Origin of the sequence: Bradyrhizobium sp. 21 (assembly GCF_023073335.1) — a bacterium.
GTDB lineage: Bacteria > Pseudomonadota > Alphaproteobacteria > Rhizobiales > Xanthobacteraceae > Bradyrhizobium.
Window position 1 is genome coordinate 209054 of sequence record NZ_JADPJG010000031.1, and the last position, 24362, is coordinate 233415.

General features: G+C 64.0%; 21 protein-coding genes. 5 read left to right on the forward strand and 16 right to left on the reverse strand.

Translation table 11 applies throughout. The annotated features are described in order from the left end of the window. The first annotated feature begins 38 nt into the window (after positions 1-38). From IVB31_RS24975 to IVB31_RS24995, 5 genes are all read left to right on the forward strand, one after another. A complete protein-coding gene (locus IVB31_RS24975) occupies positions 39-644 on the forward strand; it encodes an acyltransferase (protein ID WP_247328989.1) in 606 nt (201 codons plus the stop codon). Beyond that, positions 634-1485, forward strand: coding sequence for a class I SAM-dependent methyltransferase (locus IVB31_RS24980; protein WP_247328991.1), 852 nt, complete (start codon positions 634-636; stop codon positions 1483-1485). Before IVB31_RS24975 ends, IVB31_RS24980 begins: the two co-directional genes overlap by 11 nt. 3 nt (positions 1486-1488) lie before the next feature. Then, positions 1489-2424: an NAD(P)-dependent oxidoreductase gene (locus IVB31_RS24985; RefSeq protein ID WP_247328994.1), complete on the forward strand. Its 936-nt coding sequence runs from the start codon at positions 1489-1491 to the stop codon at positions 2422-2424. Continuing rightward, the gene (locus tag IVB31_RS24990; protein ID WP_247328996.1) at positions 2417-3610 is read left to right on the forward strand and encodes a glycosyltransferase family 1 protein; all 1194 of its coding nucleotides are present in this window, start codon (positions 2417-2419) and stop codon (positions 3608-3610) included. The genes IVB31_RS24985 and IVB31_RS24990 overlap by 8 nt, the downstream gene beginning before the upstream one ends. 329 nt (positions 3611-3939) lie before the next feature. Beyond that, a complete protein-coding gene (locus IVB31_RS24995) occupies positions 3940-4989 on the forward strand; it encodes a hypothetical protein (RefSeq protein WP_247328998.1) in 1050 nt (349 codons plus the stop codon). 95 nt (positions 4990-5084) lie between these two features. Here IVB31_RS24995 and IVB31_RS25000 read toward each other — a convergent pair whose 3' ends face one another. The 16 genes from IVB31_RS25000 to IVB31_RS25075 all read right to left on the reverse strand — a co-directional run bounded on the left by IVB31_RS25000 (position 5085) and on the right by IVB31_RS25075 (position 24349). Next, complete coding sequence (locus IVB31_RS25000; protein WP_247329000.1) at positions 5085-6047, reverse strand: UDP-glucuronic acid decarboxylase family protein; 963 nt, start codon at positions 6045-6047, stop codon at positions 5085-5087. Positions 6048-6206: 159 nt separating this feature from the next. Next, positions 6207-6956 (reverse strand): glycosyltransferase family 2 protein, encoded by a 750-nt coding sequence (locus tag IVB31_RS25005; protein WP_247329002.1) that lies wholly within the window; start codon positions 6954-6956, stop codon positions 6207-6209. 12 nt (positions 6957-6968) lie between these two features. Next, positions 6969-8372, reverse strand: coding sequence for a capsule biosynthesis protein (locus tag IVB31_RS25010; RefSeq protein WP_247329004.1), 1404 nt, complete (start codon positions 8370-8372; stop codon positions 6969-6971). Positions 8373-8376: 4 nt separating this feature from the next. Beyond that, positions 8377-9765 carry a surface carbohydrate biosynthesis protein gene (locus tag IVB31_RS25015; protein WP_247329007.1) on the reverse strand — a complete coding sequence of 463 codons (1389 nt, stop codon included), beginning with the start codon at positions 9763-9765 and terminating at the stop codon, positions 8377-8379. 73 nt (positions 9766-9838) lie between these two features. Beyond that, positions 9839-11353: a hypothetical protein gene (locus IVB31_RS25020; protein WP_247329010.1), complete on the reverse strand. Its 1515-nt coding sequence runs from the start codon at positions 11351-11353 to the stop codon at positions 9839-9841. Between the two features lie 10 nt (positions 11354-11363). Next, positions 11364-12182 carry an SDR family oxidoreductase gene (locus IVB31_RS25025; RefSeq protein WP_247329013.1) on the reverse strand — a complete coding sequence of 273 codons (819 nt, stop codon included), beginning with the start codon at positions 12180-12182 and terminating at the stop codon, positions 11364-11366. Continuing rightward, positions 12179-12895 carry an acylneuraminate cytidylyltransferase family protein gene (locus IVB31_RS25030; protein WP_247329015.1) on the reverse strand — a complete coding sequence of 239 codons (717 nt, stop codon included), beginning with the start codon at positions 12893-12895 and terminating at the stop codon, positions 12179-12181. The genes IVB31_RS25025 and IVB31_RS25030 overlap by 4 nt, the downstream gene beginning before the upstream one ends. Beyond that, positions 12892-13800 (reverse strand): gfo/Idh/MocA family oxidoreductase, encoded by a 909-nt coding sequence (locus tag IVB31_RS25035; RefSeq protein WP_247329017.1) that lies wholly within the window; start codon positions 13798-13800, stop codon positions 12892-12894. Before IVB31_RS25035 ends, IVB31_RS25030 begins: the two co-directional genes overlap by 4 nt. Beyond that, the gene (locus IVB31_RS25040) at positions 13797-14843 is read right to left on the reverse strand and encodes a nucleotidyltransferase family protein (RefSeq protein ID WP_247329019.1); all 1047 of its coding nucleotides are present in this window, start codon (positions 14841-14843) and stop codon (positions 13797-13799) included. Before IVB31_RS25040 ends, IVB31_RS25035 begins: the two co-directional genes overlap by 4 nt. Positions 14844-14927: 84 nt before the next feature. Then, positions 14928-15926, reverse strand: coding sequence for a methionyl-tRNA formyltransferase (locus IVB31_RS25045; protein WP_247329021.1), 999 nt, complete (start codon positions 15924-15926; stop codon positions 14928-14930). Further along, entirely contained in the window at positions 15923-16990 is a 1068-nt protein-coding gene (neuB, locus tag IVB31_RS25050; RefSeq protein WP_247329024.1) for an N-acetylneuraminate synthase, read from the reverse strand. Before neuB ends, IVB31_RS25045 begins: the two co-directional genes overlap by 4 nt. Then, positions 16987-18156: a UDP-N-acetylglucosamine 2-epimerase gene (neuC, locus tag IVB31_RS25055; protein ID WP_247329026.1), complete on the reverse strand. Its 1170-nt coding sequence runs from the start codon at positions 18154-18156 to the stop codon at positions 16987-16989. The genes neuB and neuC overlap by 4 nt, the downstream gene beginning before the upstream one ends. After that, a complete protein-coding gene (locus tag IVB31_RS25060; protein ID WP_247329028.1) occupies positions 18149-19333 on the reverse strand; it encodes a LegC family aminotransferase in 1185 nt (394 codons plus the stop codon). The genes neuC and IVB31_RS25060 overlap by 8 nt, the downstream gene beginning before the upstream one ends. 19 nt (positions 19334-19352) lie before the next feature. After that, entirely contained in the window at positions 19353-20372 is a 1020-nt protein-coding gene (locus IVB31_RS25065; protein ID WP_247329031.1) for an NAD-dependent 4,6-dehydratase LegB, read from the reverse strand. Between the two features lie 133 nt (positions 20373-20505). Continuing rightward, entirely contained in the window at positions 20506-21708 is a 1203-nt protein-coding gene (locus tag IVB31_RS25070) for an HAD-IIIA family hydrolase (protein WP_247329034.1), read from the reverse strand. A 148-nt stretch (positions 21709-21856) separates the two neighbouring features. After that, a complete protein-coding gene (locus tag IVB31_RS25075; RefSeq protein WP_247329037.1) occupies positions 21857-24349 on the reverse strand; it encodes a hypothetical protein in 2493 nt (830 codons plus the stop codon). Positions 24350-24362: the final 13 nt, after the last annotated feature.

Sequence of the window (24362 nt, forward strand, 5' to 3'; positions counted from 1 at the left end):
CTAGAGCGTCCGGAACGACGCGATTTTCAGTTGATTGCATGAACCTCAACTTCCTGATCCAGCGGCTCACAGGCCGCAATGCCGACTACCTGACCCAGCGAATGATCGGCCGGGCGACTTGCCGTCTCGATGCGGGGGCGGCGCTCGGCGCCAGCGCGAGGATCAGGAACATCCGCGGCGATACCGACAGGATCGTCATCGGCGCGCAGAGCCGGATCCTCGGCGAGCTCATGACCTTCGCCCATGGCGGCGAGATCAAGATCGGCGAATGGTGCTATGTCGGGGAGGGAACGCGGATCTGGTCGGCCGGCTCCATCGAGATCGGAAACCGGGTTCTGATCTCCCATTCGGCGAATGTCTTCGACAGTCTGACCCATCCGATCGGGGCGGCCGCGCGGCACGCGCAGGTCCGGCAGATCTTTTCAAGCGGTCATCCGCGCGAGCTCTCGCTTGACGAAAGCCCGGTCCGGATCTGCGATGATGCCTGGATTGGCGCGGGTGCCATGGTGCTGCGCGGCGTGACGGTCGGGCAGGGTGCGGTGGTGGCGGCCGGGGCAGTCGTCACCAAGGACGTCCCCGCCTTCTCGATCGTCGCCGGAAATCCGGCGGTGCTGGTCAGGGAGCTCCGGCCCGATGAGCGGTGAGGGGAAATTCACGACATGGGAGGACGCCGTGGTCTGGCTGCGCAATCAGCCGGATCAGGGTCAGCTCGTGCGTGATGCCTTCTACGATGATCCGCTGATCGCGGCCGCCAAGCGCTATTTCCAGAGTTCCGAATGGCAGGCGGTCGCAGCGCTCCTGGCCGGGCGCTCCGGCTCGGCACTCGACGTGGGCGCGGGTCGTGGCATCGCCAGTTACGCACTGGCCCGCAGCGGGTTCGAGGTGACGGCACTCGAGCCCGATGGCAGCGCCATCGTCGGCGCGGCGGCAATCCGGGATCTTGCGTCGCGCGCGCAGCTGCCCATTCACGTGGTCGAGGAGTTTTCCGAGCGCCTGCCGTTCGCCGACGGGACCTTCGATCTCGTCTTCGCGCGCGCCGTGTTGCATCACACGCGCGACCTCGAGGGTGCCTGCCGCGAGATGTTTCGCGTGCTTCGTCCCGGCGGCCTGCTGATCGCGGCGCGTGAGCACGTGATCAGCAAGGAAGGCGATCTTCAGAAATTCCTCGATCAGCACCCGCTGCATCATCTCTACGGAGGCGAGCATGCCTACCTGCTCGACCGCTATACCGGCGCGCTGAAGTCGGCCGGCTTTGCCAATGTCGAGACATTGGCTCCGCTGCGGAGCGCCATCAATCTGTTTCCGTATACGATGCAGACGCTGCGATCCGCGGTCGTCGAAAAACTGACGCGGAAGATCCCCGTCGGTCCGCTGTGGCGCGCCGCGTTTGCCTCGCAGCATGTCTTCGCATTGCTGCTCTCGCTTGCCGAGCGCTTTGACCACCGGCCCGGCCGGCTCTATTCGTTCGTCTGTCACAAGGTCTAGGACATGTCCACGTGGGTTACCGGTGCGAACGGATTCATCGGACGTCATCTCGTTCGCGAACTGGCGGGCGCCGGGCATGCGGTCCATGGCGTCGGTCACGGTGCGCTCGATCCGGCCCAGGCACGCGCTCTCGGTTTGCAGACATGGATCAATGGTGAAGTCGACGCTGCCAATCTGAATGCGCTCGCCGCCCTGCACGGCCTGCCGTCGCACGTCTTCCATCTGGCCGGCGGGTCGTCCGTCGGGTTGTCGATCGAGCGCCCGTTCGAGGACTTTTCGCGGACCGTGGCGAGCACGGCGCGTCTGCTGGAATGGCTTCGAAGTTTTGCCCCCGAGAGCCAACTGGTCGTGGCCTCGAGTGCGGCGGTCTACGGCGCAGACCATGCCGGTCCGATCGCCGAAAGCGTTGCGCTGGCGCCGATGTCGCCCTACGGTCACCACAAGCGGATGATGGAACAGCTGTGCCAAAGCTACGCCCAGAGCTTCGGCATTCACTGCATGGTCGTGCGGCTGTTCTCGGTCTACGGTCCGAACCTTCGCAAGCAATTGCTCTGGGACATCTGCTCTCGGTTGCGGAGCCAGGTGGGAACGCTGAATCTCGGAGGGACAGGGGCCGAGATCAGGGACTGGACCGACGTTCGCGACGTCGTTCGCTTGCTGGCGAGCGTCGCGGAGGCGGCGGCGTGGCAGCACGATTTTGGCGTGATCAATGGCGGTTCGGGGCGCGGCGTCAGCGTCGCCGAGATTGCCGACGGACTGATCAGGCATTGGGACAGCAACACGGTCGTACGCTTTTCAGGCGTCGCGCGGCCAGGGGACCCGACAAGCTTGCTGGCGGATAACGGGCGCGTGCTCGGCATGAATTTCGAGTGGCAGATCCCGCTGGAGCGCGGTCTCGCCGACTACGTCGAATGGTTCAGGAGCGTGGCCCGTGCCTGAGCGCGCGCCGCTGCGGATCGCGTTCACCAACATCCCGCGCCGGCTATGGGCGGGCGGCTACAACTATCAGCGCAATCTGTTCGAGGTGCTCCACCGGTATTCTCCGGGAACGGTGGCACCTGTGCTGTTTGCCGGAACGGCGGACGATCCCGAGGAGATCAGTGCGTTGGCCGGCATTCCCGGCGTCGAAATCGTGCGCTCGCCGGTGTTCGATCACGCAGCGACCGGTCTTGCCCGGGCGACGGACCTCGCCCGCGCGATCGTCTTTGGTCTGGACGCGCCTGCCGTCGCCGAATTCAGGGCCAGCAATATCGACATGGTGTTCGAGTCCGCGCGCTTCTTTGGCTGGCGGCTGCCATTTCCGGCAATCGCATGGTTCCCGGATTTCCAGCATCGCCTGCTCCCCCATCTTTTCTCCAGGGGCGCCTATTGGCGGCGTGATCTCGGCTTTCGGGTTCAGATCGCGTCCGGCCGGCACATCATGTTGAGCAGCGCCAGCGCGCTCGGCGATCTCAAGAGGTTCTATCCGGGCAACTCGAACGGCGTCTCGGTCGTTCGGTTTGCGACCGAGCCGCCCGTCAGCCTGCTCGCCACCAAGCCGTCCGACGTGATCGCCCATTATGGCCTTCCGCCGCGATATTTCTATCTGCCAAACCAGTTCTGGCGGCACAAAAATCACCAGCTCGTGATCGATGCGCTTGATCTGCTGAAAAGCCGCGGGCGCGACGTCGTGGTCGCGGCATCCGGTAGCACGCAGGACTTCCGTGCATCCGGCCTTTTCGAGAGGACCATGAGCGAGGTCAGCTCGCGCGGTCTCGAGATGAACTTCAAGCATCTCGGAATGATTCCGCTGGATCACGTCTACGCGCTTCTGCGCGCATCGATGGCTCTCATCAATCCTTCGGAATGCGAGGGGTGGAGCACGACCGTCGAAGAAGCAAAGTCGTTTGGCGTCCCGATGATCCTGTCCGGCATCGATGTCCATCGCGAACAGACCGAGGGCAACGCGCGATATTTCGGCATCCACGACGCCGAGGCGCTGGCCGATCACATGCTGCAGGTTGTGGAAACCGCCGGGCCTGCGACCGTCCGCGATTTGTTGCCGAATCTGGAGCCGCGCGTGGAGGCGTTCGTTGCGGATTTCATCCGGCTGACTCGGGATGTGATGGCGCCACGGGGCGGCTAGGCCTGCCGGTCCTGGTTGGGAGCGCGGATGCGTTTGGCAACGATATTTACAAGGGGATGCCGCAATGGTAGCAGGTGCGCGTAGTAAGGCGTCGTTGCTCGCTCAGTTGTAGTCATGATTGATATCGATGCCATCAGGCTTTTTGCACCTCTCGTCACGAGGACAGGGTTATTGATCGTCCCGGCGATCGGGTGTCAGCGATCAAACCGATGACGAAGACTTGGTTGACGAACGCGGCAATAGCGGTTTGGACCTCAACCAACTCAGTCCTTATCCTCTTGTACGGCATAAGTGGCACGAAGGGTCATGCAGCCATAACAGCGGCTGTGATGATCGCGCCGCTCCTCGTCATAGCGAGGAAGTTCCGGCCGCTACCGGCAGACTATTTGTTCGCTGCATTGGCGGCGCTCATGGTGGCTTCGGTCGTCGTCAACGGTCGAACGACGACTGATCGCGAGTATGCGCTGCTCGCCCTTTCCATGGCCGCCTATCCCGCGTTCCGGGCCGTGGGTCATCGTTTTGATCTCTCGCGTTTCTCTTACGTCACGGCAGCGATCGTTTTGGTTGGGACCCTGCTGACGGCTTGGGCGGTGGTTTACGATCGGAGCGGCGAGTACAAGCCGCTGGTTCTGGGCTTCGGCGAAGGTCCGACCGTGTTTTCGCTGACGTGGTGCTTCCTGGTCTTTGCCCTTGTTTCGATCCACCTGTCGTCGCGCCAGTGGCGCCTCGCTGGCGGATTGATCGCCTTGCCTTCGTTCGTGTTTGCCGCAGCAATGGTGCGACACCCTTTCATCGCCTTGGCTCTCACGCTCGTTGCGACGGCCAAGACCGGCGGCCGGCGCCAGCTCGCGGTAGCCGGCGTCGTCTGTCTCAGCATTGTCGTTGGTTTGGCTGCTCGTCCCGCGATGTCCGGCAAGATCATCGGACTTGTCGTGCAGAATGCGCAGAAGCCGGTCGTGTCGTGCGATACCGAGGATACCTTTGCGATTCGAATCATACTCACAAGGGAAGCCTTGACCCTGTTGCCGAAGGTTGGTCTTCTCGGCCAGGGTATCGGAACGTTCGCCCAACAATCCTGCTATAAGGCGGAGCCTCATAACGTTGTACTGCAGGCCGCAGTCGAAGTTGGGGTTGGCGCCGCGCTGCTTCTGGCTGCTGCGTTCATTTTGGCTCTGATGTCGGTGGCGAAGCGTGCGCGCTCTGAAGCAACCGCGTCCTTTGTTTTTGCCGGCCTGGTATTCGTGGGGATTGAGTATTTGATAAGTGGTTCACTGACGAACTCAGCGCTGCTATTTGGATTTATGGGCTGGGCGGTTGGGCTGCCACAGAATGACGGGCACGAGACAGGCGGTGACCTGCGCCCGCTCGCCGGCCCGTAGCCGATGGCTCTGGCCGTGACCATCTCCAGGTCCGGAGCATGGCGGTCCGCTCATTGCGGAAGCTCGCTTGCTGCCGACGGACGTTGCGAGCGGGGTCAGGCCAGCTCGAGCGTACGCTTGAAATAGGCGATCGTCTCCTTCAGCCCGTCCTCGAGCGCGACCTTCGGTTCCCAGTCCAGCGCGGCCCTTGCCTTGGTGAGGTCGGGTTGGCGCTGGCGCGGATCGTCCTGCGGCAGCGGCTGGAAGATCAGCTGCGAGCGCGAGCCGGTGAGCTTGATCACCTTCTCGGCGAGTTCGCGGATGGTGAACTCCGAATTATTGCCGATGTTGATCGGTCCGGTGATGTCCTCGCCGGTCGCCATCAGCCGCATGATGGCCTCGACGAGATCGTCGACATAGCAGAACGAGCGCGTCTGGCCGCCGTCGCCGAACACGGTGATCGGCTCGCCCTTGAGTGCTTGGACGATGAAGGACGACACCACGCGCCCGTCATTGGGCTGCATGCGCGGGCCGTAGGTGTTGAAGATGCGCGCGACCTTGATCGGCAGGCCGTGCTGGCGCCAATAGTCAAAGAACAGGGTTTCGGCGCAGCGCTTGCCTTCGTCGTAGCAGGAGCGGATGCCGATCGGGTTGACGTTGCCCCAATAGTCTTCGGTCTGGGGATGGATCAGCGGATCGCCGTAGACCTCGCTGGTGGAGGCCTGGAAGATGCGCGCTTTGAGCCGCTTGGCGAGGCCGAGCATGTTGATGGCGCCGTGCACCGAGGTCTTGGTGGTCTGCACGGGGTCGCGCTGGTAGTGGATCGGCGAGGCCGGGCAGGCCAGGTTGAAGATCGCGTCGACCTCGATGTAGAGCGGGAAGGTGACGTCGTGCCGGACCGCCTCGAACAGCGGATTTGCGATCAGATGGGAAATGTTGCGCCGGCTGCCGGTGAAGTAATTGTCGACGGACACCACCTCGGCCCCGGTATCGAGCAGGCGCTCGCAAAGGTGCGATCCGATGAAGCCGGCGCCTCCAGTCACGAGGATGCGGCTGTTCTTGTAGCTTTCAAACGGCATGATCGGTTCCAGACTGTCGGCGGCGGAGCGCGATGAGTGGTATCGGCAACGGCCGGACTCGCCAATAGCCAAAAGGCTTGGTCGGAGGTATCTTTGCACCGGTACTGTGCATGGGGTTGTTTTCGATTTTTTTTGTGGGGGCGCTTGGCAGGGCGCGGGCTAGAACTCCCGCCGCTTCAGCCAGGCCCGGGCGCCCCAATGGGCAAAGCACCAGGCCGATCTGATCAGGGAGAGGCGTTCGACATTGCGGTAGATCTGCCAGACCCATTTGGCGGAGCGCACCGGGCGGCTGGAGACCGAAGAGCCCCGGACGCGGTAGCGCGCAAGGTCTTCGTTGAGGCCGTATGCGGTGTGGCCGCGCTTGAGGATCGAAAGCCACAGGCAGAAATCGTCATAGCCCTCGTTCTTCATGGCGATGGGACCGGCGATCTCGCGGTCGACCATCGCGGTCAGCGTCGCGATCGCGGTGTTCTCCAGGAGCTGGCCATAGGTGAGCGAGGCCGGCACCTCGATCAGGCGTCCGGTGACCGCGTTGCTCTCGTCAATGCGGCGGAAGGCGGTGTAGCTGAGGGCAGCCCGCTTCTCGCGGCCGAAGGCGAGCTGGCGCTCGAGCTTGCCGGGCAGCCACAGATCGTCGCTGTCGAGGAAAGCCAGATAGCGGCCCTGCGCGGCGTCGATCGAGGCCTGGCGGGCGAGCGCCGGTCCGCCATTCCTGGCCTGCCGGATCAGCTTGACGCGGGGGTCGCGCTCGCTGATTGCGGCGATGATCGCCGGCGTCGCGTCGGTCGAGCAGTCGTCGGCGATCAGGAGCTCCCAATCGGCGAATGTCTGGTCCTGCACCGAACGGATCGTCTCCTCGATCAGGCCTTCGACGTTCCAGGACGGTGTGATGATCGAGACGAGCGGCATGATGGGTCTCGTTCAGTTCGTACCGGCGGGCGCGGCGATTGCCGCGCGCAAGGAGGCGGCAAACGTATCGAGCAGATTGGGATCGCCGATATAGAGCTCGCCAGGATAGGACCGGCGCCAGGCAGATTCGAAATAGGGCGCCCCCCTGGCCGGATCGAACGGACCGGCGGAGAGCGCTTCGCGCAGCCGCGCCGGCACGTCGGCCAGGCGATCGACCGCATAGACAAGCGGGCAGGAGCGGTAGAACGCATCGCCCATCACCACGACCGGCTTGCCGAGCAGCAGCGCTTCGGCGCCCGACTTGCTGTTGACGGAGATCACGGCGTCGGCGCGATTGAGCACGGTGTAATTGTTGGTCTGCGGCGGCAGCAGCACGAAATTGTCGAACCGGCGCGCGAGCTCGAACAGGCGCGAAGCCGCGATCGCGCCGATCTGGGCGGGATGTTCCTTGACCACGAGCACATGCGAATCCGGGATCGTGCGCAGCAGGAAGTCGACGGTCGCGACCTGGTCGAGATAGTCCGGCGAGCGCAGCGTCAGCGCCATGTCGGCCGGAACGTGGAATGGATAGTAGACGAAGGGCGTCTCGGGGAGCGGGCGATAGAGCTTGCGCAGCCGCGTCGCGTTGAGCGCCATCGCCGCATGAACACGGGCGTGGCGCAGATTGTGCCCGAACTCCTGGTGCTTGCCGAGCGCGAACTGGTCCCAGAGTTTTTCGGCGAGACGATGCGCATTGCGCGGGTTCAGGACCTTCTTGAAAGCCGCCGAATAATGGTGCTGGTCCTTCTTGGGAATGACGATCGCACGCTGCGTCAGCGTGTCGTCGAGATAGGCGCGCACCTCCGATGACACTGCGTCCGCCGGTGCCGGCATCACGTCGGGCGCAGCGAGGCTGTCGGGCGTAAAGTACATCCGGCCGCGGAAGAACGACGGCTCGATGAACCAGTTGCGGATGTTGCGGCGCTTGGCGGCGTAGAAGCTGGCGATGACGGAGAGAAAGCCGCCGAGCTCCTGCACCAGCTCGGCGCGCGTCCCCTGCGCCTCCAGCCGGTCGAGCAGCGCCTCCATGGCGTTGGCGTAGATCATGAAGCGCCGGCGCAGCGCGGCCGTGTCGCGGATGCCGAAAGTGAAGCGCTCATGGCTGAACAGGAAATTGGTTCCGTCGAGGCCGTAGGCGGCAACGCGCGCGTCGAACGCCTTGCGGTCGTCGGGCGCCGGGCCGGCCTTGAGACCCTCGCGGTACATGTTCGTGACCGGCACGCCTGCAGCGGCCGAAATCTCGGCGCTCCGATCGTCGAAGGCGAGCAACTCGACATCATGGCCTGCCGTGCGCAATCGCTGCGCGACCGGAATCCAGAACCGGGTCTGGTATTCGGCAAGCGTGGTGATGAGAATGGTCTTTGCAGATGTGGTCATGGCTCTATGGGACCCGTTCGATCGCAATGCTCGCGAGCGGCAAGCCCGTCGTCGCGCAATGCGCGCGTCGCGCCGTGAATTGCGACGGGCTCGCGCGATCATGAGCCGCGATCCGCTGAAGCAGGGTTTTGACGAAGTCAGGCTCGATCCGCTTGTCGCGCCGGGCCGGATTGAACCGGCTGCGCAGCCGCTCGGTGACGGCCGAGCCGAGCGCGGCGCTGGCAGTGCCCTTGACGATCTGGCCGAGGCTCGGCCTGGCGCGCGTGCCCTTCACGGTGGCAAGCAGCGAGACGTAAGGCCGGCGCGAACCGGTCGCGCGGGTCAGGACGTCGGCGACCCGTTCGGCGGCCTGTCCGTCGTTGAGATGGAAGAAAGCCTCGATGTCGGCGGCGTGGACCCCGGCGAAATCGAAGGTCTCGGTCTCGCGCTCGACTTGGTCGATCGCACCAAGCAGCTGATCGAATGAGCCCACCGGACGGCTGACGCGCGCGGGCAGCACGGCATGGGCCGCCGTCGTCGGTGTGTTCAAATATTCGAGCTGCAGCGGCAGCTTTCCGAGCAATACCGATTCGACGGCGGTCCCACAGTTGAGATGAACGACTGCAGCCGCGTTGCGGATGCGGTCGAGCACGCTGCCGGTGCCGTCGATCACGACGTTGGCATGGCGCGCGAGCGCGGTGCGATAGACGTCCTCGCTCTCGAAGGGATGCGGACGGACGAGAATGTGCTGGTTGGGCCGCGCTGCGGCGAGCCGCTCGATCTCGGCGAGATAGCTGGTGAAGACCTGTTTCAGGTCCGCAATGAAGCGATCGACATAGGCGCCGTCCCAACCGGCCCGCACCATCGCCTCGCGCTCTCCGCCCGGCTTGCCGGTGAAGCGCGAATTGAGCAGCGGGAAGTTGGCGTTGACGAGCAGATAGCCGCGCGATTCGCCGTCCAGCAGCGCGCGCCAGCGTGGCGCCGCAAAGTCGAAGCGCGGGCAGCCGGTGAGGTGAAGCTGCTCCGGCTGCATGGTCCCTGCCGTGAGGAAAGCGTCGTGGAGCCGGCTGCCCCAGAAGAAATAGCCCGCTAGGATTTCGGCGTAGCCGCTGTCCTTGATGTGTGCGGCCATCGCCGGCGGTGAGTTGCCGCCCTTTTCCGCGAGCACGCCGCCTTCGGTATCGAGCACGTACAGCGCGAGGCCGGCCTTGGCAAAGCTGCGCATCAGGTCGAGATTGACGGGACGTGCGTAATTGACGACCAGCGCGTCCAGCCCGAGCCTGGGGACATCGACCGCCTGCTCGTACATCGGTACCAGCACCACGGAGGCGCCGCGCCGCGCGAGTTGATAACCGAGCATGACGGCCCCCGGCAGGTCACGCTTGGGGTGATCGACCACCAGGCCTATGCGCACCGTTCGCGTCTCCTCGTGAAATCAACCAAGGTCGTCACCGGTCTCTCGAACATGTTGGCGCTGAGTTGCAAGGCTAGGTCGAATCCCAGCCGAAGCGATGGCCAAGTTCCACGAAGATCGCCCGCTGGCGCTGTTCGAGAACGAGGAAATATTGCACGAGCCAGCTCGCGGCGCAGAAGGCTGCGACCGCAAGCCCTAGACCCCAGTACCTGTCGATCGTGAAGTAGTCGGCGAGCTTGAGCAGCAGCAGGCTTCCGACCACGAGAACGACGACCTGGGCGAGAAGTGCTCTGAGGAGGCGGTGGGAGTCAAGCTGCAACCCGCGGCTCATGGCGGCGATCTGCAATGGCAGAATGACGGCGTTGCCAACCACCTGGCCGAGAATCAGCGCGCGCTCGTCGAATATGCGCAGCGTCGCAATCGCCACAACGGCCCAGACCGCCAGTTGATAGATCATCAGCCGGTTCAGGCGGGACTGCACGTCGGCGCGGGTCAGGAACATGACGTTGCCGAACGCCAGATACTGGGCGCAGATCGGCACCACGAAGCTGAGGCCCATCCAGAAGGCGTATGGAACCATTTGCGGTCCGATCCACACCTGCATGATCTCGGGCGACAGCACTGCCGCCGCCACCAGCGGCGGAACCGTGAACATCGGCAGGATGATGAGCCCGAATTCGCCGAGCTGCTGAAAGGCCTTGGCGTTGCCGCGCTCGTCCAGACGGCTCGCCACCGGCAGCAGGGCCGACGTGAGCATGCCGACGATGATCTTGAAGACGCGGGACAGCCGGACCACGGTGTCGTACACGCCGACGCCTTTGGGTCCGAATAAAAGGCCGACGAGGAAGGGCTGGACCGGCAGCGCCAGGCCGCCGGTCAGCTTGCCCTGCGCGAACAGCGCGCAGCGATACATCAGCTCGCGCCGGATCGGCGCGTCCCACATCGCGAGCCTCACCTTGCGTACGACGGCGATGAAGGCCGCGACAAACACCAGAACCGCACGCATCAAGGTGCTAGCGAGATAGGCATAGGCCACGAGCTCGAAGGCGGCCCCGGCGTTGGAGGCCCAGATCGTGCAGGCGACATAGACGATGGTCGAGCTCACCTCCGCCAGCCGCAGGACGTTGTAGCGCTCAAAGCCTTTGACGATGCCCTCCCAGACCAGCGCCGGGATCAGCACCAGATTGGCCAGCGCCGTGTAGCGCAGGATCTGCGAAAACCTGTCGATGTGGACCGGGTCGACGCGCAGCGCGATGCTGAGGTAGGGCGCAGCGATCCAGATCGCGACTGACAGGAGCGCTGCGAGACCGAAGGCCATCACGGTCAGCAGTGCGAGCTGCTGGCCGGCAAGGCGCCAGTTGCGGTGCTCGCGCGCCCGCGCGACCGCCTGCGTCGTGACCTCGGAGAGGCCGAGATCGAGCAGGCCCATCATACCGCTTGGCAGCAGGATGCGGGCAAGCACGATGAGGCCGAACTCGGTCACGCCCCAGCTGCGGATGATGACGGGGATGACGATCAGGCCGAGCACGGCCGCGACCCCGAAGGCCGCGCTGGAGAGCACCGTGTTGCGGATCAACTGTTTCAGCATGCTCCGCCGCTCACCAGGCGCTCAGGCCGCCGTCGACGGCGATGTTCTGGCCCGTTACGTAGGACGCGGCATCAGATACCAGGAACAGCATCGTTCCCACCATCTCGTCCGCGCGGGCCATGCGGCCGAGCGGAACGCGGGCTCCATAGCGCGCCTTGAAGGTTTCGTTCTGCCCGCTCTCGACCCCGCCCGGGGTGAGGGTATTGACGCGAACGCCTTTTGCCGCCCAATAGGTCGCGAGGTGCTTGGTCAGGCCGATGACGCCGGCTTTGGACGCCGTGTAGACCGCAGGCGTGTTGATGGCGCGGCCGAGATATTCGGAGCCTTCATAGATGCGCTGGTCGGGCGCCATCAGGCCGTAGATCGAGGCGGTCTGCACGATGGCGCCGTAGCCGCGCTCGGCCATTCGGCCTCCGAACACCTGCGCGACGTTGAACATGCCGTCGAGATTGACCGCCATGATCTCCCGCCATGTGTCCTGTGAAAATTTCTCGACGGGTGCGAAGAAGGCGTCGACATCACGTGTCTTGCTGGCGGCGTTGTTGAGCAGGATCGAGACTGGTCCGAAGTCGGCTTCGATCGCATCGGCCGTGTTGCGCACCGCATCGGGCTGCGTGATGTCGCAGCCATAACCCCTGGCGCGGATAGCATGGCGTGACGTGACGTCGGCTGCCGCAGCATCGGTTGCGCCCTGGTCGAGATCGATGATGGCGACATTGGCGCCGAACTCGGCGAGGCCCTCGGCGAAGCGACGGCCGAGAATGCCGCAGCCTCCGGTCACGATAGCCGTGCGGCCGGTGAGATCGAACAGAGCCTTGAAGCTCGTCATGATGGTGTTCCCTGGAGTCCCTGACGTTGACGCAGCAGGAGCTCGACCAGTGCGAAGTCGACCTCGGAATCAATGTCGACCGAACGTTCCTCCGGCATCTCGAACAGGCGGGTGTCCGGATAGAACACCGCCGGCTTATCGAGGAATGACGCGACGCGCCAGACGTAGATCGAGGCGTTCATGTCGAAGCAGCGCGGGCTGTCCTGCCGCCGCACGATCGGCGGATCCGCGATCTTCGACAGGCCGACGCTGCCGTTCTTGCGTTCTTCGACCAGGTTGAAATAGGGCGAGCGGCGGGCGGGCGCGCCGGTGATAACGTTGGGCGCGCTGGAACTACGCAACAAATCCACCGCGCCTGTGATGTCGGAGGCGAGCCGCAGAGGCGAGGTCACGTCGAGGTCGACGAAGATATCGGGCGTCTGCCCTGTGCGCAGCATCGCCTGTTCGAGACAGTGGCGAATGGCAGGAATTTTCGGCGCCGTGTCGGTCGCCATCTCCTTCGGGCGCTTGACGGCGATGTCGGCCCCGGAGCGCAGCGCTTCCTCGAGCAATGCATCGGAGTCGCTGCTGAACGCGATTGCCGTGAAAAGACCGGTCTGCTTGGCCTGCTCGATCGTCCAGGCCAGCATGGGCCGACCCAGCAGGATGCGGCTGTTCTTGCCGACGACGCCCTTGGAGCCGCCGCGGGCGCATATTGTGCAGATCAGGCTCATGCGAAAACCCAGCTCTTCGAATTCAGCGCGCGTTCGCTGGCGTCGATCAAATCCACGACGGCAATGCCTTCGGCGAGCGAGCAGACCTGGCCATCGCCGTTCAGCACGGCCTGGTGCATCGCCCGATAACTGGTGTCGCGTTCGCTGGCGTAGGGCGCAGCGATGCCATTGACGATCAGGTTGCCGCCGACGAGGTCGGCCTCGATCGTCTCATCGGCAAGATTGATGCGGATCCGGCGCAGGCCGGCGCGGTCGAGGTAGTCGAGATGAACCTGTACGACCTGCGCCCGCGCCATCTCCATCAGCAGCGCGAGGTGATCGTCGACCTCCAGGTCGCGTGTCCCGGACGCGCCGCCGAGCGCGGCGACGCGTCGCCACGGTCCGAACAGCCAGAGCAGATAGTCGAGCTCATGGCTCAGGTCGCGCAGCACCCCGCCGCCGGCAGCTACCGTCGACGAGGCGGTGGCGCGATGGTCGCGACCGGGCCGCCAATCCCGAATGTCCTGTCCGACATAGGCCGAGACGGTGATCGCGGGGCGTCCATCAAGGTGCCCGGCGAGCGCGACCATCACCGGATGGAAGCGCAGATTGTAGGCGACGAATAGCTTTGCGAAGGCAAAGGTCGGCAGCGGCTCGGGCCTTGCAAGTATCGGCTTTTCCACCAGAACCGTTCCACGAAAGCCGGCGTCCGCAAGTCCGCGCAGCGCCTCGACGTGTTGTGCCGTCTCGGTGGCGATGACGACATAATCGACCGGCCCGCGCGAAAGCGCTTCGCCAATACTGCCATGGTTTCCGCCGCCGCGGCGGCTGACGGTCGTCACCGAAAGGCCGAGCTCGCCGAGCACTCGCGCATGTCGCGTTCCGATCGAGCCGAGGCCGACGACGACCGCGCTTGCCGGGCTCACTGGAAGACCTCGTGAAACTCGGCATGTGCCTGCTCGAAATCCTCGACCCGGCCGATGTCGAGCCAGTACTCCCGAATCGGATATACTGCGACACGGCCCTCGCTCGCGACGACGCGCTCCAGCACGGCCGGCATGTCGACCTTCGCGCCTCGGTCAACAAGCCGAAACACGTTTGGGCCAATCACGTAGATTCCGGCGCTCACGAACCAGCTCTCGGTCGGCTTCTCCCGGATGACCTGGAGATATCCTTCCGATGCGGTGACGACGCCATAGGGAACATGGACCTTGTGCTCGCGCACCGCCATCGTGGCCTCAGCCGGCGCTGCGTTGTGGAAGTCGAGCAGTGCGCCATAATTGATGGTCGTGAGAATGTCGCCATTGGTCACGACGAGGGGCAGATCGGGGCTCGACGGAAACAGGCCGAGCGCGCCCGCGGTGCCGAGGCGCTCGATCTCGTGGATGTAGTGGATCGTTGCGCCGTAGCTAGATCCGTCGCCGAAATGATTCTGGATCAGCTCGGCTTTATAGTTCACCGAGATGAAGATGTTCCGGAACCCCTGCTGCACGAAATTGCGCACGATGGTCTCGAGTAGCGGCCGGCCGCCGACGTGAAGCATCGGCTTCGGCACCTCGCGCGTCAGCACGCCCAGGCGCTCGCCGAGTCCGCCGGCCATGATCAGCACGGGATTTTCGTATTGCGGCGTTTCGAGCAGTTCGTCGAAGGTTTCGACGCCGATGATCTTGCCACCCGCATCGGTTAGCGGAAGCTGCTTGATCGATTTCTGCCGCATCAGGCGCAGGCGCTCGTCGCGCGGCAGGTTGACGGAAGCCGACACCGGGCTCGGGTTCATCACGTCGATCGCGCGGCCGCTCAGCGGGATGCCACGCAACAACCCGCGTCTTATGTCGCCGTCCGTGACGATGCCGGCGAGCCTGCCGTCGTCGAGGACCAGCGCAATCTGAATGCTGCCGCTTTCGATGGCGGCAATGGCCTCGCTCACCGTGGCTTCCGTTCCAACGATGGCCTTTTGCCAGGACTTCATGGTGATGGACCTCGCGGGCGGCCGCGCCTATGCTGGCGCGCGCCCGATCAGAAAGCAGCTATATCGCGGCTGCGAACGGGGACGTCAATCCCCGCGGCCGGGACCCAATTTGGCCTCCAGAGCTACCAATTTCGCCTCGGCCTTTGCCAGTTCAGCCTTAAGATTTCGGCCGAGCCGGCTGCCGCGCGTGGCGTCCGGAACGAGGGCCGCGCCAAGGGCGCAGTCGGTTCCGACCGGTGCCCAGCGCGTGAGTCGAATGAAATTGTCGCCGGTCTTGACCAGGATGCCGGCACTGTCCCGGCCGATCACCTCGCCGGGAGCACCGATATAGGATCTAGCGCCAGGGATCAGCTCGGCGGCAAGGATGGCATAGGATTTATCTTTCCAGATCGTGCGCGCTCCAGGGCCGGGCGGCACCAGCGCACGGACGAAGCGTTCTAGCGCGGCGCTGCCGAAGGTCCAGTCGATCTCCTCGTCGCCCTCCCGGCGCCGGCAGCAATATAGGCCAACCGGATCGATCGTCGACTGCACGATGCGTTTGTCGGTGCCGCGATGGACGTCCGAGATCGCCTCGACCAGCGTGTCGGCGCAACGCGTCTCGGCCGTCTTGAGCAGCGTCGCATAGGTATCGGTTGCGGAAATCGGAACCTTGATCTGCCGCACGATGTCGCCAGTGTCGATGCCGAGATCGACCCAGTGAACCGTGATCCCGAATTCGGTCTCGCCGTTGATCAGCGCCCAGGTCAGCGGATTGCGGCCGCGATAGAACGGCAGCGCGCCGGCATGACAATTGAGCGTGCCGCGCGGCGGCAGCGCCAGAATTGCCTCGCGGAGAATCTGGTCGTAGGACATCGAGACGTGAAGCTCGGCCGCGAATGTCGCGATCTCGGCAAGACTCTCCGGCGCATTGACGGCCTTGGGGCTCAGCACCGGAATGCCCTTCGCTTCCGCGAGCGCGACAAGCGTCGAATCCGGGCGCGATGCGCGCACCGCGACGAAGGCGATGGTGTAGCGGGGATCGTCGATCAGCCGGGCGAAGGCGCGTTGCGCCCAGACGCCGTCACCAAAATAGCCGATCCTCATAGCGGGTCTTCCTCGTCATAGGGACGGGTGACCGTGGTGCCGATCAGCGACCAGTATTCGATCGGCGGCCGGCCGGAGCCCGGCCGCTTGCAGGTAAGATCCTCGGGTGCAAGCACGTCGCCAACTTTCAACGCACGCGCGGCGACGATGCTCTTGCGCGCGATGTCGATGTTCTTGATCTCCGAATTCCTGGGCGCCTTGATGCCGTCGCCCCGCGCCTGCTCGATGCGCCGGATGGCGGAGACCATGCGTTTGAAGTCGCCAGGCTCCAGGGACGCTGCGTGATCCGGCCCGTCCGCGTTGCGGTCGAGCGTAAGATGCTTTTCGATGATGGTGGCGCCCATCGCCACGGCCGCGAGCGAGATCTCAATGCCGTCGGTGTGGTCGGAATAGCCGACCGGGAGCTGGAAGCCGGTCCGCATCGTCTGCATCGCGGCAAGGTTCACGTCTTCGGGCGGGCAGGGATATTCGGTCGTGCAGTGAAGCAGGCTGACGCGCCCGGACAATCGCGCGCGGGCTTCGCCGTCGCGCCACGCGGCGCGGAAGGCGGCAAGGCCTGGCGGCGTGTTGCTGCGGCCATAACCATGCGCAAGCACGCCCAGCGCCTCCTCAACCTCGATCAGTGTCGCCATGCCGGTCGACAGGATCAGTGTCATGTCCGCGCGCGCAATCGCGTGCAGCAGCGGCGCGTTGGTCAAATCGCCCGAGCCGATCTTGATCCGGGGCAGGCCGAGCGTGAGCAGGAAATTGAGCGACTGATGATCGAACGGCGTCGACAGAAATTCGATGCCGCGCTCTTTGGCGCGAGCGATTAGCAGAGGATGCGCCGAATGCGGCAATTCGAGCCGCTTCAGCATCGCCTGCTGGCTCTCTGCGGCGTCCGTTGTACGCTGCTGGTAGTCGGCCTTGCGCGCGCTCTTGCCCGCGAGCGAACTCGCGTTGAAGGTCTGGAACTTGACGATGTCGGCGCCGGCATCAGCGGCCGCATCGACCAAGGCGAGGGCGGTCTCCAGGCTCCCGGAATGATTGACGCCAGCTTCGGCGATGATGAGCGTGCGCGTCATGTCGCGGCCTCGCCGTCGTAAAAGCCCTTCTTCAGCAGCGCGTTGAAGTCGGGAATGCCCGCGATCCTGTCGGCGACGCGGCGACTGGTCTCGCCGTCACCATAGGGGCTGACCGTCGGCTGCCGTCCGCGCGCTAGCGCGCTAGCGATGGCCGCTGAAATCGACGCACGACCAGGCGCGGCGTGGAACACGGAGGCAGCGCGCTCGCGTCCCTTCTGCCGGTCGCCGATGTCGACGGTCGGTACGTTGAGCGAGGGCGCTTCATAGATGCCGCTCGACGAATTGCCGACGACGACATCGGCCTGGTTCATCAGGCTGATATAGCGAAGCTGTCCGAGCGAGGCTACCGCGATGGCGTTCGGCCGGCCGGCGACGAAGGCCTTGATCCGCTCGTTGAGTGCGCGGCCTTCCGCGTCGGCGTTCGCAAGCGTGAAGAACAGGCTGAACTCCGGATCGAGCGCTTTGAGCGATGCGAACAATTCGTCCATTGCGCCGACCGAGCGGTCCATCTCGACCGTAACAGGGTGGAACGTGACCAACACGTTGCGCTTGCCGAGCTTCATCCCGACCTCGCGGCCGATGGTCTCGCGGTCCATCAGCTTGAGGCGCTTGATCGAATCGATGCCCGGCGAGCCGACGGTGAAGACGCGCGCCGGATCCTCGCCGAGCCGGGTCAGCCGTCGCGCCGAGTCGGCGTTGGTGGCAAAATGCAGATGCGACATCTTGGTGATGGCGTGGCGAATGGCTTCGTCGATCGCGCCTTCGGTGACGTCACCGCCGAACAGATGCGCCATCGGCAGCCGCATGAACATCGCGGCCTGCGCCGCCGCAAAAGTCTCGTAGCGGTCGCCGAGCACGACGACGAGGTCCGGTTTCAGCCGCGCGAAGGCGTCGGCAAATCCAATCACGCCAAGGCCGACCGACTTGGATACGCCGACCCCGGAATCGCTCGAGAGCAGCGTCTCGACGCTCTCGTCGACGTCGAATCCTTCCTCGCGGATGTTGTTGATGGTGTAGCCGAACTCGGGCGACAGATGCATGCCGGTGGCAATGAGCTGAAGCGTCAAGCCGGGCGTTTCGCGGATCGCGCGCATCGGCCAAATGATAAGGCCGAAATCGGCGCGGCTGCCCGTGACGAAACAGATCTTGCGGCTTTGTTCACTCATCGCGGGCCCGGATGCTGGCGCTGGAAGGAAGGTTGATCAGGCGGCGCTCGATCGATTCGGCGGTGCCGAGATCGCCACGCGGGTTTTGCGCGTACATCGGCAGCTTGTGCATCAAGGTCCAGGCCGGACGCGCGCCGAAGTCAGCGTCGTTGAGCGCGGCGAGCAGGTCGTCGCGCCGACCGGCATGGACTTCGTCGATCAGGATGGCATTCAGCCAGTAATTGCTCGTCGTGTCCTTCGGCTCGCGCGAGAAGCGGACCCCGGGAACATCCGCGAAGGCGCGCTGATAGGCTGCGGCCAGCTTGCGCTTGCTCGCAAGAAAGCCTGCGAGCTGCTCGAGCTGCGCGCAGCCGAGAGCGGCATTCAGGTTGGGCAGACGGTAATTGAAGCCGATCTCGTCATGCACGAAGGCCCATTTGTGCGGCAGCTTCGCGGTGGTGGTGAGATGCTTGGCGCGGCGCCCCAGTTCCTCGTCATTGGTCAGGATGGCACCCCCGCCGCCGGTGGTGACGATCTTGTTGCCGTTGAAGCTCAGCGCCGCGAGCCGCGCCTGGGATCCGACGGCGTGACCCTTGTAGGTCGAGCCCAGCGATTCCGCGGCGTCCTCGACCAGCGCGATGCTCCAGTCGCGGGCGATAGCAGTGATCTCGTCGAGCTCGACCGGATGCCCGAACGTGTGCATCGGCGTGATCGCGGCGATGCGGCGTCCGGTCTCGCGATTGATCGTCCCATTGGCGGTCCGCTCCGCGATCGCCTCGAGCCGCGCGGCGAGTGCGCGCGCATCCATGCCGAGCGTGACGAGCGAGCTGTCGACGAAATGCGGCGTTGCGCCGCAATAGGCGATCGCATTGGTCGTCGCAATGAAAGTCAGCGCCGGCGAGATGACCTCGTCGCCCGGCTCGACGCCGGCGAGGCGGAAGCAGGCATGCAGCGCCGCCGTGCCGTTGACGACGGCCACCGCGCGCCTGGCGCCGGTGACCTCCTCCAGCATGCGCTCGAAGCGATCGACGAACGGGCCGACCGAGGAGACGAAGGTGCTCCTGATGCACTCTTCGAGATAGGCGATCTCGTTGCCGGCAAATACCGGCTCGTGCAGGCCGAGCGTTCCGTTGGGCGTTCCTGCGGCGCGCCGCACGGCATCGACGATCGTCTTGGGCTCGAAGTCTGACCTGGTCACGGGACTGTCCACCATCGCCTCAGACGTTGTAGACGTCAGCCTTGTAGCGGCTGAGGTTTGCAGGATTGGTGAACCAGTCGACCGTCTTGATCATGCCGCGGCGCATGCCGTCGACACCGCCGAATTCAGGGCTCCAGCCGAGCTGCTGGCGTGCCTTGGAATTGTCGGCCCAGAGCCGTTCGACCTCACTGTTGGCGGGACGCAGGCGCGCCTCGTCGGTCTCGATTTCGATGGTCGTCCCCATGACATCGGCGATCATCTGCGCGGTCGCGCCGACCGAGATCTCAAAACCGCTGCCGAGATTGATGGTCTGGCCGACGACCTGCTCCGCGGGCGCCGTAACGCCCGCGATCAGGCCGCGTGCGGTGTCGGTGACGAACGAGAAATCGCGCGTCGGACTGACGGCACCGAGGCGGATGTTCCGCTTGCCGGTCGCGATCTGGCTGATGATCGTCGGGATCACCGCGCGCGCCGACTGTCGCGGGCCGAAGGTGTTGAACGGGCGGATCACCACCACGGGCATGTCGAACGAAGCCTGGAACGACAGTGCCATCTGGTCGGAAGCGATCTTCGAGGCCGAGTAGGGGGACTGTCCGACCAGCGGATGGCTCTCCTTGATCGGAACGGTCTGGGCCGTGCCATAGACCTCGCTGGTCGAGGTCTGCACGAAGCGGCGCACGCCGGCCATGCGCGCGGCTTGGAGCACGTTCACGGTGCCGCGCACGTTGGTTTCGACATAGGAATCGGGCGCGACATAGGAGAACGGGATCGCGATCAGCGCCGCCAGATGCAGCACGTCGGTGCAGCCGCTCGCGGCCGCGATCATGAAATGCGGATCGCGGATGTCGCCGGCGACGACCTCCACCGACGTCATGACGTCGGCCGGCACCGTGTCGAGCCAGCCCAAGGAGTTGAAGGAGTTGTAATAGACGATCGCCTTGACGCGGGCCCCGGCTTTCACCAGTTCCTCGACGACATGCGAACCGATGAAGCCATCGCTGCCGGTAACGAGGACGCGGGCGTCCCTCAGATCTGCCATGCCGGACCCCAAAGGGCGATTAAGCCAGTGTTCGCAACAAGATGGCGCTATAGCACACTGGCGCTCGCGTGCAACAGAGCACCGTTCGATATCCGCCAAATGCCCGGGGATGCAGCGCTTTTGGGATCTGCGCCTACGCCGGCTGGGCCGGCTTCAGGCGTTGCTTCACAAACGCTTCCAGATTTCCGTCCTCGAACAGATGGCCCGCAAGGCCTGCGGCCTGCGCAGCCTCCACGTCGCTTTCCTTGTCCCCGATCACCATGCTGCGCGTCATGTCGACGGGGAAACGCTGCGCGAGATCGGTGATCATGCCGGGCGCCGGCTTGCGCCGGTCGCTGGTCCGGCAATAGCGCGCGACGGTGCCGTCCGGGTGATCGGGACAATATTCGAACGCATCGATATGCGCGCCGACCAGCGCCATCTGGTCCGCCATCCAGCGGTGCAGGGCGACGACGTGATGCTCCTCGTAGTAGCCGCGTGCGACGCCGGATTGATTGGTGATGACGAAGGCGAAGTAGCCGGCGTCGTTGACGGCCTTCACGGCTTCGCGTGCGCCCTCGATCCATTCGAGCTTGTGCGCCTCGAACGTGTAGCCTGAATCGTGGTTGAGCACGCCGTCGCGGTCGAAGAACACGGCCGGCCGCCGCAGCTTCTCCCTCAATTCGCGATCGGCGCGCGCGAAATCATCGGGAATGCCGATGTCGATGAAGTAGCCGCGATAGGCTGTGCCGCGCAGCGCGCCGCTCGCGGCAAGGCCGGGGAACACGTCCGCTTCGAGGGAAGCAGGAAGCTGCGTGAGGCCGGCGACGACCGGCTTGTCGATGACATAGACGCCGGCGTTCACCGGGCCGGTCGCGCCTGCGCCCGGTGCCACGAAGGTACGGACCATATCGCCCTCCAGGACGACGCGGCCGTAGCGATCACCTTCGACGTCGGCGCGCAGCGCCATGTGGACCCCGTCGGCGCCCGCGCGCGCGATCAGGTCGAGCAGGTTGAAGTCGAACAGGGAATCGCCGTTGAGCAGCAGGAAACGGTCATGCAGGAGAGGGGCTGCGTGAACGAGTGCACCCGCCGTGCCGAGCGGCTCCGTCTCGCGCGATACGATGATACGGGCCCGTCCCCGGCTCGCGTTGGAATAGTGTGTCTCGACGATCTCGGCCTTGTGGCCGGCAAGCAGGAGAATTTCCTCGAACAGGTCATAGCGAACGAGTTCATCGATCAGCGTGTCGAGGAACGGCCGTCCGCCGATTTCGAGCATCGGCTTCGGCACTTGCTGGGTGCGCTCGCCAAGCCGCGTGCCGAGCCCGCCGACGAGGATAACGGCCTGTTTCAGCATGAGGGCCTTGCTTCGGACAACAGATGGACCCGCATGTTCGCCGCTCCATGAGACGTTACTGTCAACCGCTTTCCCTTTCCTTTTGACGGCATCAGATGACATCTCGCCAGACTTGCTCTGTCGGCGACGGTACGCCGCAGATCGAAACTTAATCGGTACATGGGATGCGGACGACCACGGTCTGCTTATTTGAATACAGAACCGGCAGCGGTCCCGCATTGAGCGTTTTGGCAAGATCGGGATCGATCGACCCGGTCGGGGGAAAATAAGCGAGACGCAGACTAGGCGGGAGTTGGGTCCACTCGATCGTCCGGGGATTGATGATGGCTACGAGATTCCAGGATTCGTTGCCGCTCTTCATGAGACCCTCGATCGTTTGTCGCTCTTCCTCACGAGACTCGGTCGTGACTTCCGGCGTCGAGGACGGTAGCGGTTCCGGTGCTTTCGTGGTGCGGACGGGCTTCAAAACGCCGGCGAGACCATCGGATTTCCGCATTTGAAAGTAGGTCTCCGAATTGATCTCTCGCAAGAATGGAGCGACCAAGCTGCAAACGTTTTCAAGCCGATTGCCTCCGTCGTCCCCTTGGACGATCGCAGAAAGGATGGCCTTCGTTTGCCGTGCGATGGTTTCATTCACGGTATCCAGATTGGAGAACAGATAGGCCGCTGGTGCGCCCGTGAGGGCCTGCATCAACCCCTGCGTATAAGGGTCGGACAAGATGACTCCCTTGCGGAGATGGTCGTGGAGCCAGTGCGCCACCTCAAGATCACTGGCATTGTAGTGGGACACGACGGCTGTACCGTCGGGAAGGGGACCGTAGCTGTAGGTCTTCGTAACACCGGACAGGCCGGCCCGGTCAACCGCGACGCCCAATGCTACGATGCCAGCGAGACTCCAGATGTAGACTGGCCTCGACCGGGCCAAGGCGAATGGCACGAGTACCGCGAGCAGCACGACGCCCGCGACTTCCGTTGGCCGAAGGAACGCGCGATAGTCGGTAAATTGCACGTTAGTTCGCCAGCCAAACGCATAGACGGCGGTAACAAGAACAGCCGCGAGGACGACGACTGTCGCCGCGACCAGGACTCGCCGACGTCGCGGAGATGGAAAGGGATCGACCAGCAACTGAAAGAAGACTTCGGTGGCCGTAATCGAGAACAGCGACAGAATGATTGCGGCTGTCCGGTACAGGAAGGGGAAGCCCGAGAGTACGGCGAGAGACAGGCCGCATCCGGCAATCCATGACCACACGAGAATCGCACCCCGATCGGCGTGAGGTCCGGTTGTCCCTGTGGCACCACGAAGGACAGGTCGAGCCATCCACCACCATGCAACGCCGAGCGTGATGCAGACGGCGAATAGCGGACCTATTGCCCGGCCAAGCTCGATCACGGCGACCTGTGGGCCGGCGCCCAAGAATAGCTCTTCACCGCTTTCGATCTTCCTGTTCAAGATCAACCCGGTAATTGACGAAAACGTGTCGTTGGCGTTCGTCGATGGAATATAGCCGAAGCGCATTCCCGCAATGCAGCCGACGATTCCGGCAATCAGCAGCGGCAGCGCGAAGGAGGGAAGCCGCAGGATCGAGGTGCTGCGTGCCGGCCAAGCGGATATGGCCTGCACGATGACGATGTACAGGAGCCAGCTGGCCAGGATGGTTGGAACGAACAGGTTGGATCCGCGGTGTGCGAGCAGCAGCGTCGTCGGCCAGGCGCAGCCAAGAAACAAGATCGCCGAAGATCTTCCGGCCTTGTTCAATACCCTGAGCAGGAAGAACCCGGCCATCAGCAGCGTAAGGACCAGCGCGTTGTTGTTGAGGAAGAAAACCAGCAGCAACGTCGCGCTGGAAGCCACAACCAGCAGTGGGACAAATCCGGTCCGCAGGTCTATTGTGTCCGCATCTGTATTTCTCATCAACACGCCGAGGAACACCACGCTGCCGGCGACCGCCAGGCTGCCGTTCGTCATCAGGATGGCGACGCCGGTCGCAGCGAAGAGGAAGGTAGTCCATTTTCGTCGTGGATCGTCCGCATAGATACCCTGTGAAAAGGCGTATGACGCGAGCAGGAAGAACAGGACCGAGAAATAGCGATAGGTCCAGCCAAATTGCAGCAGGTCCAGCCCAAGTGTACCGGAGAGGGCGCCGGCAAGCGCCGAACGAAGGTCGACATAGGACTGAGCCGCGTACGGATTGATGACGCCACTATCCGCGTATTCCTGCGCCGTCTTCATCCAGTGGACATCCGCGCCGATATCCGTGAACGGAAAGCTTGAAAATGCGCCGAACGAACACCACCAGATCGTGAGCGCAATCGGCAGCGACAGGATGCACCAGGTTGCTATCGCGCGCGTCTGAGCCGGATGTGGGCGCCAAATCGACCAAGTCCATGCAAGTCCGAAGCAGGACACCGCAACGATAGCTGCGCACTGAAGCCATATGCCGTTGATCAATAGCGACAGCAGCCCGAGCAAGATGCCGGTCGCGGGGGCGCCGATGGTGATCCCGAGAACAATGAACTGAGCCTTCGTAAGCCGGCACGCTTCGATGAGTTTCGCCGGCGCAATTGCCAGAATCGAAAACCCGGTACCCAGCTGTATCAGGAAGAACAGGAACGTCAGGACAAATGTGGTCGTCCACATCGCGAGATCTCTA

Coding starts and splice junctions, on each gene's coding strand:
- IVB31_RS24975 (WP_247328989.1), top strand. CDS start 39: ATGAACCTCAACTTCCTGATCCAGCGGCTCACAGGCCGCAATGCCGAC.
- IVB31_RS24980 (WP_247328991.1), top strand. CDS start 634: ATGAGCGGTGAGGGGAAATTCACGACATGGGAGGACGCCGTGGTCTGG.
- IVB31_RS24985 (WP_247328994.1), top strand. CDS start 1,489: ATGTCCACGTGGGTTACCGGTGCGAACGGATTCATCGGACGTCATCTC.
- IVB31_RS24995 (WP_247328998.1), top strand. CDS start 3,940: ATGATCGCGCCGCTCCTCGTCATAGCGAGGAAGTTCCGGCCGCTACCG.
- IVB31_RS25000 (WP_247329000.1), bottom strand. CDS start 6,047: ATGCCGTTTGAAAGCTACAAGAACAGCCGCATCCTCGTGACTGGAGGC.
- IVB31_RS25005 (WP_247329002.1), bottom strand. CDS start 6,956: ATGCCGCTCGTCTCGATCATCACACCGTCCTGGAACGTCGAAGGCCTG.
- IVB31_RS25010 (WP_247329004.1), bottom strand. CDS start 8,372: ATGACCACATCTGCAAAGACCATTCTCATCACCACGCTTGCCGAATAC.
- IVB31_RS25020 (WP_247329010.1), bottom strand. CDS start 11,353: ATGCTGAAACAGTTGATCCGCAACACGGTGCTCTCCAGCGCGGCCTTC.
- IVB31_RS25025 (WP_247329013.1), bottom strand. CDS start 12,182: ATGACGAGCTTCAAGGCTCTGTTCGATCTCACCGGCCGCACGGCTATC.
- IVB31_RS25030 (WP_247329015.1), bottom strand. CDS start 12,895: ATGAGCCTGATCTGCACAATATGCGCCCGCGGCGGCTCCAAGGGCGTC.
- IVB31_RS25040 (WP_247329019.1), bottom strand. CDS start 14,843: ATGAAGTCCTGGCAAAAGGCCATCGTTGGAACGGAAGCCACGGTGAGC.
- IVB31_RS25045 (WP_247329021.1), bottom strand. CDS start 15,926: ATGAGGATCGGCTATTTTGGTGACGGCGTCTGGGCGCAACGCGCCTTC.
- neuB (WP_247329024.1), bottom strand. CDS start 16,990: ATGACGCGCACGCTCATCATCGCCGAAGCTGGCGTCAATCATTCCGGG.
- neuC (WP_247329026.1), bottom strand. CDS start 18,156: ATGAGTGAACAAAGCCGCAAGATCTGTTTCGTCACGGGCAGCCGCGCC.
- IVB31_RS25065 (WP_247329031.1), bottom strand. CDS start 20,372: ATGGCAGATCTGAGGGACGCCCGCGTCCTCGTTACCGGCAGCGATGGC.
- IVB31_RS25070 (WP_247329034.1), bottom strand. CDS start 21,708: ATGCTGAAACAGGCCGTTATCCTCGTCGGCGGGCTCGGCACGCGGCTT.
- IVB31_RS25075 (WP_247329037.1), bottom strand. CDS start 24,349: ATGTGGACGACCACATTTGTCCTGACGTTCCTGTTCTTCCTGATACAG.